The 10,805-nt window shown below is 46.2% G+C and carries 4 protein-coding genes and 1 pseudogene; all 5 read left to right on the top strand.

The window, feature by feature from the left end:
• Positions 1 to 211: 211 nt before the first annotated feature.
• Complete coding sequence (gene bcsQ / locus R8N49_RS13130) at positions 212 to 991, top strand: cellulose biosynthesis protein BcsQ (protein WP_005382068.1); 780 nt, start codon at positions 212 to 214, stop codon at positions 989 to 991.
• Positions 992 to 994: 3 nt separating this feature from the next.
• Positions 995 to 3,634: a UDP-forming cellulose synthase catalytic subunit gene (bcsA, locus tag R8N49_RS13125; protein WP_258489520.1), complete on the top strand. Its 2,640-nt coding sequence runs from the start codon at positions 995 to 997 to the stop codon at positions 3,632 to 3,634.
• Positions 3,624 to 5,910, top strand: a pseudogene (bcsB, locus tag R8N49_RS13120) (cellulose biosynthesis cyclic di-GMP-binding regulatory protein BcsB). Before bcsA ends, bcsB begins: the two are co-directional and overlap by 11 nt.
• Positions 5,910 to 7,016: a cellulose synthase complex periplasmic endoglucanase BcsZ gene (gene bcsZ / locus R8N49_RS13115; RefSeq protein ID WP_054575226.1), complete on the top strand. Its 1,107-nt coding sequence runs from the start codon at positions 5,910 to 5,912 to the stop codon at positions 7,014 to 7,016. Before bcsB ends, bcsZ begins: the two are co-directional and overlap by 1 nt.
• Entirely contained in the window at positions 7,007 to 10,771 is a 3,765-nt protein-coding gene (locus R8N49_RS13110) for a cellulose synthase subunit BcsC-related outer membrane protein (protein WP_258489519.1), read from the top strand. Before bcsZ ends, R8N49_RS13110 begins: the two co-directional genes overlap by 10 nt.
• The last annotated feature ends 34 nt before the right edge of the window (positions 10,772 to 10,805 follow it).

Genomic DNA, 10,805 nt, shown 5'->3' with positions numbered 1-10,805 from the left:
GAGCGTACCACTTTCAGTAGTTGACTTCCTCTTCTACACCTATCCATGAATGTCGCACTTATTATCTGAAATCGGGCACGTATATTGAAACAACAGAAAACGAGTCTTACGTACAAGTTAAAAATAAGTGGCAAGTCTTCAAAGCCAACGGTGCTCGTAATGTTCTATCTTTGGTACGTAATACGCAGAAAAATTCAGAAACGGAAGCGATATGAAGCGCCTTCTATTTGTTAGTTTAAAAGGCGGCTGTGGCTCAACGACCGTCGCTGCGAATTTGGCACAAGCGTTAGTTAAGATAAATAAACAGGTACTGGCCATTGAGGTGGTGCCTAATAGTTTACTGCAAGCTCATCTTGGCTTGCCGAGAGAAGAGCAAGGAGGCTGGGCGAAACAACTTCTTTTAGATAAGCCTTGGACCCAGGCTGGTTATGAAAGCCCACAAGGTGCACTTTTTTTACCGTTTGGCCATCTGAATTCTGAGCAGTTAAAAGCGTTTTTTAATGAGCGTTCTCACTATCTATCAATGCTAGGTGAAATGACGTTGCAAGTGAGCGAAAACCGTGGTGAGCAGTGGCTGCTTTTTCACGCCGACTTAGCAGAGCTTACTGATCCTGAAGTGCGATCTTTTGTCGACTCAATGGATATGATTGTGGTGGTGGTAACGGCAGACGCCCTGAGTTATCTCACTCTTCAATCTTGGCTACAACATGAAGAGCTATCGAGATTGCTTCGCTCTGATAAATTACGTTTTTTGGTGAATAAATATCAGCCAGAAACCGAAATTGGTCGTGATTTCATGTTGGTGCTGAAAAAGGAACTTAGCGAATCCTTGATTCCTGTTTCGATTCATCGAGATACGGCATTGCTTGAATGTGTGGCAAACCTGACGACCGTTCAACACTATTCGCCATCGAGCCAAGCCGCAAAAGATTTTCAGTCTTTTGCTTTTTGGTGTGTATCAGCGTTATCAAGCGCTCAGGACCAAAGCTAATTTATGCGAAGTCTTAATCTGATTTTCCAACGTTGGGTAGTGGACCAATTCAGACTGCAGAAGAACGCTTACGAGCAAGCCTGGAATTGTAAAACAAACTGGGTTGGTGAGTGTGCTTTGTCTTTTTGGTTTTCATTGAGTTTTGTATTTTTAAAGCCGGTTATTTCGGGTGTTCCCTCATGGAAACTGCCTTTGGTTTACTATCCAAACGTTAATTTTGCTGCGCCAAGATGGTTTGATCCTGTACGTTTTATTATCCAAAGCGTGTGGTTGCTTTGCTTCAGGCAAAACGTAAATGTAAATACAGCATGGTCCAAAAAAACCAGCAGCTTAGCGATGACTTTAGCCGAGCAAATTCGCAATGCGTTCTACTTGCCATTTGAATTGGTTGCAAAAGGCGTCCGCTGGTTAGAACAGACAGCGAACAACATCAAAGATCCACAAGTTCGAGAGCGTATTAAAGCAAGTAAGTCAGCGATGGCGTTGAACTACACCTTGTTGTTTTTCGTGGTGTTAATCGCTTTGCTTTGTTTTACGGTGCCATTTGGTTATCAGGCTCAGACTGTCTTTGTGCTGTTACTCTGGGCATTAGCGATGATGGTCCGTCGCATGCCGGGTCGTTTTCCTACCATGCTTTTGATCATCTTGTCGGTTACGGCCTCATGTCGATACTTGTGGTGGCGTTATTCGTCTACCCTGAACTGGGACGATCCTGTTGCTTTGTTTCTAGGGGGCGTTTTACTTCTAGCTGAGACGTATTCTTGGATTGTGCTGATGCTTGGCTATTTCCAAAATATCTGGCCATTGAATCGCAAACCAGTATCGATGCCACCGGATCAGTCAACTTGGCCAACCATTGACTTGATGATCCCTACTTACAACGAAGATCTCGATGTTGTGAAAGCGACGGTTTATGCCTCGTTAGGTGTCGATTGGCCGAAAGACAAACTTAACATCCACATTCTGGATGACGGCAAGCGTGATAGCTTCCGAGATTTCGCCAAAAGTGTAGGGGTGAACTACATCCGCCGCCCAACGAATGAACATGCGAAAGCCGGTAACATTAACTATGCGTTGAAGCAGACCAGCGGTGAGTTTGTTGCGATTTTTGACTGTGACCATATTCCTACACGAGCATTTTTTCAGCTCACAATGGGGATGTTCCTGAAAGATCCAAAGTTGGCGCTTATTCAGACGCCGCACCATTTTTTCTCACCGGATCCTTTTGAGCGTAACTTATCGAACTTTCGTAACGTGCCAAACGAAGGCAACTTGTTTTACGGCCTGATTCAAGATGGTAACGACTTATGGGATGCGACTTTCTTCTGTGGCTCGTGCGCTATTTTACGTCGAGAGCCTTTAGAGGAAGTCGGTGGTATTGCAGTCGAAACCGTGACGGAAGATGCGCACACGTCTCTGCGCATGCACCGTTTAGGCTATCGTTCTGCATATCTTAAGCAGCCGATTTCTGCTGGTTTGGCGACAGAAACATTGTCTGCACACGTTGGGCAACGCATTCGTTGGGCTCGCGGGATGGCGCAGATATTTAGGGTCGATAATCCATTGACTGGAAAGGGGCTTAAGCTCTCTCAACGGCTTTGTTACGTCAATGCCATGCTGCACTTTCTATCTGGTATCCCGAGGATTGTATTCCTGATCGCACCCTTGGCTTATTTGTTGCTGCATTCCTACGTGATTTATGCGCCAGCGCTGGCGATCATTTTGTACGTATTACCCCACATGATTCACGCCAGCATGACCAACTCTCGTATGCAGGGTGACTACCGTTATTCGTTTTGGGGTGAGGTATACGAAACCGTGCTTGCTTGGTATATCGCAAGGCCAACAACGGTGGCTTTGTTTGCGCCCCATAAAGGGACATTCAACGTAACGGCAAAAGGCGGTTTGGTTGAAAAGTCTCACTACGATTGGGTGATCTCTCGACCATATTTGGTTTTGGTTGCACTCAACATTTTGGGCTTCGCTGTAGGGATTTACCGAATGGGGTGGGGGCCTCAAAATGAAATCGGTACAGTTATCGTGAATCTCGTATGGACGATGTACAACCTGTTGATTTTAGGTGCTGCCGTTGCGGTTGCAGTAGAAGCTAAACAAGTGCGAAAAGATCACCGAGTAGAGATGGCGATTCCTGTCGCGGTTAGGCTTAATTCTGGGCATTTAATACAAGCGCAGATGAAGGATTTCTCTTTGGGGGGCGTGCGCATAGAAATTGACGGGGTCGATGAACCAACCTGTGCTTACTTACTCGGTCAAACCTTAGAAGTGATCCTCAATCGAGGTGGCCAAGAATTCGTGTTCCCTATGACGGTTGCCTATGCTCATAAGGGGATATTTGGTTTACAACTCAACGAATTGTCTCATCAACAACAAATCCAATACGTCCAATGTACATTTGCACGTGCAGATACATGGGCGAAATGGCAACAAGGTTATCAATCAGATAAACCTCTATCGAGTATGCAGGCTGTACTGCAAGTCGGCTTTAATGGATACAAACGCTTGCTGCAACATTGTCCTAAGTTTGTTCAGGTCAGTGTGGATGCACTTTTATTTTGTATCGAATTTATTTGGTCACTAAGACCTCGTTATGTCCCAATCAGGACCTCAAGTCATGCTAAATAATAAAAAACTAACAGCGTTGACAACGGCTATCACTCTCATGTGTATGTCGTGCAGTCTCGCGGCACAAGAAGTAAGTCAGCAACAAGCAACGCCTTTGGCACAGCAAGATGCTGAAGATTCGACCGTGTTTAAGCGCGTCATCCCATTTAGTCAATTAGGTTACAGTGGTTCAATTGCTATCCAAGGTAGTGAGGCCAGTGCTTATATTGGTTTCGGTTCGCGACTCGATGAGGTGGTATCTAAAGCAACGTTGCACTTTGATATCACACCTTCGCCAGCGTTGCTCTCTTTGGTTTCTCACGTCAAAGTGTATTTGAACAACGAACTTATGGGAGTAGCGTCAATCGTCGATGGCCAGCAAGGCAAAAAGTTGAGCTTATCGATGCCGCTGGACACTCGTTACTTTAGTAATTACAACCAAATTCGCTTTGAGTTGATTGGGAATACTCAGAAAGAGTGTGCCAATCCAAATGACTCGAGCATTTGGGCTGAGATTAGCCAAAGTAGTCGAATTGAGATGCTTGCTCAAAAGACAGTGCTGGAAAGTGACTTGAGTTTGTTACCGGCTCCTTTTTTTGATGTCCGTGATTTCAGCCAGTTAAATCTGCCTGTCGTGATGGGTAGCAAATACGATTTAGATGATGTCAAGGCTGCCGGTGTCTTGAGCTCTTACTTTGGTGCTCTTGCGGGTTGGCGTGGTGCTCAATTCCCTTTTAGTGTCGACACGTTACCTAAGCGCAACGCCATTGTCTTTGTTACCAATGACAACAAACCTGAGTTTCTGAGAGATTTTCCAGACACGGATGGCCCTCGTCTTCAAGTCATCACTCATCCAACAGACCCGTACGTGAAGCTTCTTCTAGTGATAGGCCGTGACAGTAAGGATCTTAACATTGCGGTGCAAGGTTTGGCGTTGGGAAACCAACTTCTTACTGGACCAATCGCGAAGATTAATGAAGTCAAACAAATCAAACCACGAGTCCCGTACGATGCGCCAAACTGGGTGAGTACGGCTCGTCCTGTTGCATTGTCTGAGTTAGTCGAACAAAAAAAGCATGCTGCAAGTGGAAGGCCGAACGCCTCCACCAATCAACGTAAGTTTGCGTTTACCACCCGATCTCTTTACTTGGCAAAGCCGTGGTATACCGATGGATCTTAACTATCGTTATTCACCGCCTGCTGCGGATCATTCCGGCTCTCGTCTGACTTTGAGTATTAATGACCAATTCATTGAGGCGTTCAACCTAACCACAAAAGGTCAAGGTGGAGAATCTAACCGTATACGTGTTCCTTTGTTAGATGATGGCATTCTAAGTGGTGATACGTTTGTTCGCATTCCGGCTTTTAAGGTGGGTAGTCAAAACCGAATTGAGTTTGAGTTTGGTTTTGCGTCGGTGACCGATGGGCAGTGCCAGGTAACGCAGCCAAGTAAGCAATACGCGGTTATTGATGGTGATTCTACTATTGATTTTAGTGGTTTCCCCCACTACATCGAAATGCCGAACATGCGCGCTTTTGCTACATCCGGTTTTCCTTACACTCGCATGGCTGATTTGTCAGAAACTGCTATTGTTGTTCCAGAGAGTGCTCCAAAAGAAGTGTTGCAAACCTTCTTAAACGTCATGGGGTCATTGGGACGTGACTCTGGGTACCCAGGTATTCAGGTGCTTTTGACAGATAAATGGAATGCTGAGAAACTAAAAAATAAAGATATCCTGACGATTGGTGTTGTGGATGCATTAGAAGAAGCCGCTAATAATCCTGACCAAGTTAACTTAGTGGTTAAAGAGGGTCAGAGACAAATTCGCCTACCAAGCAAAAATGAAAAGCAGCTCGGAATGAACTGGATGAGTCCAAGTGATGCTCGTCAAGCCGCCGCAGATTATGTTTCTGTCGAGGCAGAAGGCTCTTTTGCTGCTATTTATGGTGCAGAATCGCCATTTACGAAAAAACGCAGCGTCATTTCTATTATGGCGGCTCACCCGTCAGATTTTTCGTCGGTTGATCGCGCGTTGGCTGACTCCGGTAAAGTGGAGCACATGTTTGGCTCGGTGGTGACGTTGAGAAATAACGAAGTAGCAAGCTACAACGTGGGTTCGCACTACTATGTCGGTAAGCTTCCTGTGTGGCAGCTCGTTTGGTATCACTTCTCTAATCACCCAGTCATCGTTGCGTGCTTTGCCGCCTTGCTAGTGGTGATCGTAACCATTGTGCTTTGGCGCGTATTACGTCAAGTCGCGTCTAGACGTTTAGAAAAAACTGAGGAAGAGGAATAATGAAAAAACTCATCTCGTTCCTTATGTTGTTCGTGTCTCCTTACTTGTGGGCTAACACCTGCGAGTGGCCACAATGGGAAACATTTAAGTCGGTATACATGGAGCAAGGCCGAGTCGTTGATGGCAGTGACGAGCGTATGATTACAACCTCGGAAGGCCAATCTTACGCATTGTTCTTTGCCTTGGTTGCCAATGACCCTAAAACCTTCGATCAGGTTTTAAAATGGACTCAATCACATTTGGCTGGTGGGGATTTGACGGCAAGGCTTCCTGCTTGGTTGTGGGGAAGAAAAGAAAATGGTCAGTTCGGAGTCTTGGATTCTAACCCAGCGTCAGATTCTGATTTGTGGATAGCTTACTCCCTTGTTGAGGCGGGGAGATTATGGAATAACTACTACTATCAGACCCTTGGACATCTGATCGCGAGTCGTATTTTACGTGAAGAAACCGTCAACATAGCGGGAGTTGGAACGGTATTGTTGCCAGCTCCAACGGGCTTTGATGCCGACGGCCAGTACCGTGTGAATCCGAGTTATGTTCCGTTACAACTGATTGCTCGTATGCAGTCGCTGTACCCGCAATACAACTGGGACTCAATGTATAAGGCAAGTGTTCACATGCTAGAGAAAACGATGCCAGCTGGCTTTAGCCCAGACTGGGCAGTATTGAGAAATGGTCGTTATAGCTCAGATGTGGTTACAGGGCCGATGGGCAGTTACAACGCGATCCGCACTTATCTTTGGGCGGGTATGCTAAATGACCAAGTTTCAGAAAAAGCAGTATTAGTACAAAAAATGCAGCCGTTTGTCGCGGCAACCAAAGCCCTTGGTGCGCCAGCGAGAGAAGTAAATACTGAAACGGGTAAATATACCCAAGCAGGAAGCGCAGGTTTTTCTGCTGCGGCTCTTCCGTTACTCGCGGCTTCTGGTGAATCTGCGCTGTTGGAGACGCAGTTTCGTCGTGCTCAAAATGAACTTGTGGTGGACAAAAACGATCATTATTACGACAACGTATTAAGTCTATTTGGGCTTGGTTGGCATGAAGAACGTTACCGTTTTGGTGTGCAAGGTGAATTGCTTCCTGTATGGAGCGAGAGATGTCAGTAACAGGATACGTGTTATGGTGGATTCCACTGGTTGCTTTGGCGGCTGGTGGCGTCGGCACTGTGCATGCAGAAAGCTTTAGCTCAAAACCTCTGACAAAGTCGCAGCTCGCACAGGTCTACAAGCCTATCGAGCTGGTTCAATTTTCCACATCATTAGCACGAGTTGACTCGGTTGAGTGGTTGGTTGAGCAGCTAAAACTGGCGGATGCGATTGGCCGAGATGATATTGTCGAGAGTACTCTGGAGAGGCTGTTCGCGATTGAAGAAAGCAATCCAACGGGGCTTTTCTATCAAGCGAATATGTATCTGAAACGTAAGCAGCCAGAATTAGCAAAACCGGTATTTGAGCGCTTAATCAGACAGGCGCCTCATTCGACTCAAGCGAAAAACTTGTCATCGATTATGGCTATTCAGGGAGAGAAAAGAGCGGATTATCAGCGCGCTCAGTTGCTTGCAAAATCTGGTCGTTACGATGAAGCGATTCAAGCTTACAAAGCCCTTTTCCCAAATGGAATGCCATCACCAGCGTTACAACTTGAACTCCTACAGTTGCAAAGTAATTTGCCTGGCAGTTGGATCTCGGTGAAACAGGGACTGGAACGTTTAAATGCAAATTATCCTAGTGTTCCGTCTTTTCAACTCGCGTTAGCCAACCATATTCGCAAAGAGAATCCTGCTGATCCATGGATTCTCGATACCTATAAAAAGTTAGCGCTTGCTCCTTCGGTTGGAACAAATGCGGCAACGTCGTGGTTGCGTGCATTGGATCAATTGCCTATTTCAGATCAAGTTGTTCAGCAATATGCCATCTTAGCTAGCTACTACCCGTCTGACATGGAGATACAAAGAGCGAATCAAAGCGCGAAAGAACGCTGGAAAAAGGAAAAGGAACTACGCAAAGACCCCACCTATCTCGCCAAGCTCAAAGGGTTAGCGTTGCTCGAGGAAGATAAAACCGACCAAGCAGAAGCTCAGCTGCGTTATGCGTTGACGACTCGTCCGCAAGATCCTGAATTGCTTGGTGCTATGGGTAAGGTTTATCTACGTAGAGGGCAGCAACAAAAAGCGCTCGGATACTTTAAACAGGCTCAGCACTTAGATCATAATCCTGACTCGGCCTCAAAATGGGCAGCGCTAATCGAGACTTCTCAATATTGGGCGTATCTTGATCAAGGTGATGCCTTGGTCGAAAAAGGCCAGTTTAAGCAAGCAGAAAGCGCTTATCAAAAAGCGATTCAAGTAGATAAATCCCAACCTTATGCTTATTCATCATTAGGCTCTTTGTATCTGGTACAAGAAAATTATGCCGCGGCAGAGAAGGTTTTCAAACAAGCTTTGCAACTGGATAGCAGCAATAGCTCTGCATTGCGTGGTCGCTTAGATGTTCGTATTCAGCAGCAAGATTGGTCTGGCGCGGAAGCACTCGCGCGCAGTTACTCAGCCCCACAGCAGAAAGTGGTCGCTGAAAAAATAGCGAGCATCAAGTCGGAAGTTATTTTGACTCGTCTGCGGATCGCAATCGCTCAAAATGATCAGGCAACGATGAAAGCGTCCGTAGAGGAATTGATTGCGCTACAGCCAACCTCCCCATGGTTAAGGCTTGATATTGCTGACGTGGTTCATTCAATGGGCGACAAAGTACGCGCGGATACGCTGATGTCCGATTGGGCTACATCTAGTAATGACCCTGAAATGAAATTTGCTTACGCGCTTTATCTCGCGCAGGACTTCAACGTGAATGAGGCCATCGCTGAGCTAGAGAGTATCGCACAACATGACATGACAGACGCAATGCAGCGCAATTTAACCCGCTTGAAGCTTGATGCTCAGTTGAGAGACATTCAAACGCGTTACTTAGCTTCTCCCGAATCAGTAATGGCGACATTACGTGCGCTAGAGTCGGATTATCAAGGTCAAATTCAACCGCTCGCTCGTCTAGTGAGTGCGTGGTTAGACATTGATGAAGTTAAGGAAGCTGAGAGGATTTTCCAAAACATTTCGCTTTCAGAAGATTGGTCAACCGATGACAAACTGGCTTACGGCAGCATGATGGTAAGCTTGAATCACTTTGAAGATTTTGATCGTTGGTACGTGGACTTAGCATTAAATTCCGCAACACAAGATTTAAGTGCTTCGGAAGCATTACAGCTTGATGAACTCAAAACCCGTCGACTGTTGAGTCAAGCGGATCTGATGCTGGTTAATCAACAGCCTAAGCTTGCGTTGGATTTGTATGAACAAGTTTCTTTAAAGCCTGAGCCATTTAAAACTCAAGCAGAAATTGGCATGTTGCAAGCTAGTGCTTTGACTGGATATGAAGCGACGTATCACGACATGCACCTCATTTTGAATAAAAAGCGCGATAGCTTAACTGCGGCACAGTTGATGACAGTGGCCGCGGTGTTTAATCAACAAGGCTATCGAAATGACGCTAATGCGCTAAATCAGTTGTTGGATGCGATGCCTGATGCTGACGCATTAGCATTTCGCAATAGCATGTCTATAGCAATGGAAAATCAACAGTGGGCGTTAGCTGAAACACGCGCCTATCAAGCCTTAAATCGTGACCGAATGGATAAAAATCGTGAAACTGAAGAGGCGAAAAAAGAACCCCTAAGCTTACGCGAGCTATATGATACTGCTGACGACTACTGGTTGACTCGTAACGTCAAATCGGACATCGATAAACTGCATGATCGGAGTGATGGGCATGTCATGATTGGCTGGGATTACAGTGCACGAGATGGCCGTAATACTTCGAATCAAGTGCCCATAGAAGCCCGAATCCCGATAGAGAGCTGGGATGGGCACCTGTTGCTAAAAGCCGATTATGTTTCTATCGATTCAGGTCAGTTGGACTATTATGAAAAAACCACCGATTCTGACAGCACTTCGTTCCAAAATGACGCATCAGGTATGGCATTTGGAGTGGGCTGGCAGGCTGAAGATTGGTTGGTCGATATCGGCACGACACCAATTGGTTTCGACCATACCACATGGGTTGGTGGTGTGCGCATCAATGGGGACCTGGGTGAGTTCGGTTGGACGGCAGAAGCTTCGCGTCGCCCAGAGACCAGTAGCGCGCTTTCTTATGCTGGAATGTCTGTCCCTAGCGGCACGACTGACCCTCAAGGGACTAAATGGGGCGGAGTTGCTCGTACTGGTGTGAAGTTGAGCTCAAGTTGGGACATTGGTGGCCCTTACGGTTTTTGGAGTAGCTTGCAGTATCATGTTTTGACTGGTGAAAAGGTTGAAGACAACACTCGTTTAGGCGTGTTAGGTGGGGCGTACTACAAGTTAATTGCAACGGATGACCAGCGTTTAAGTATAGGTACGAACTTAATGTACCTTGATTACGACAAAAACCTGGGTGAGTACACGCTAGGTCACGGTGGCTACTACAGCCCGCAAAGTTACTTCTCGGTGTCTTTACCTATCAACTTTTATGGCCGGTACAACAGTTCTTGGTCATATCAATTGAGTGCATCCGTCTCTAACTCTTGGACTAAGGAAGACGCGCCATACTTATCGACAGTAGCGGAGTCAGACAAAGGTGGTGGTTTTGGTACGTCGTTGCAAGCGGCGGTGGAAAAGCGAGTCAGCAAACGTTGGTACCTTGGGGCGTTAGTCGATGTACAACGTTCTGAGTTTTATACACCAAACCATTTCATGCTTTATGCCAAGTACACCTTTAATGATCGTTGGCAACCAATAGAGTATCCGCCAGCAGCACCAACGCTGTATAGCGACTTCTAACAAAAAACAAAGGCCGGAAGTCCCGGCCTTTGTT

Source organism: Vibrio sp. 1978 (assembly GCF_033344345.1).
This window is presented reverse-complemented; position numbering and strand designations above follow the sequence as displayed.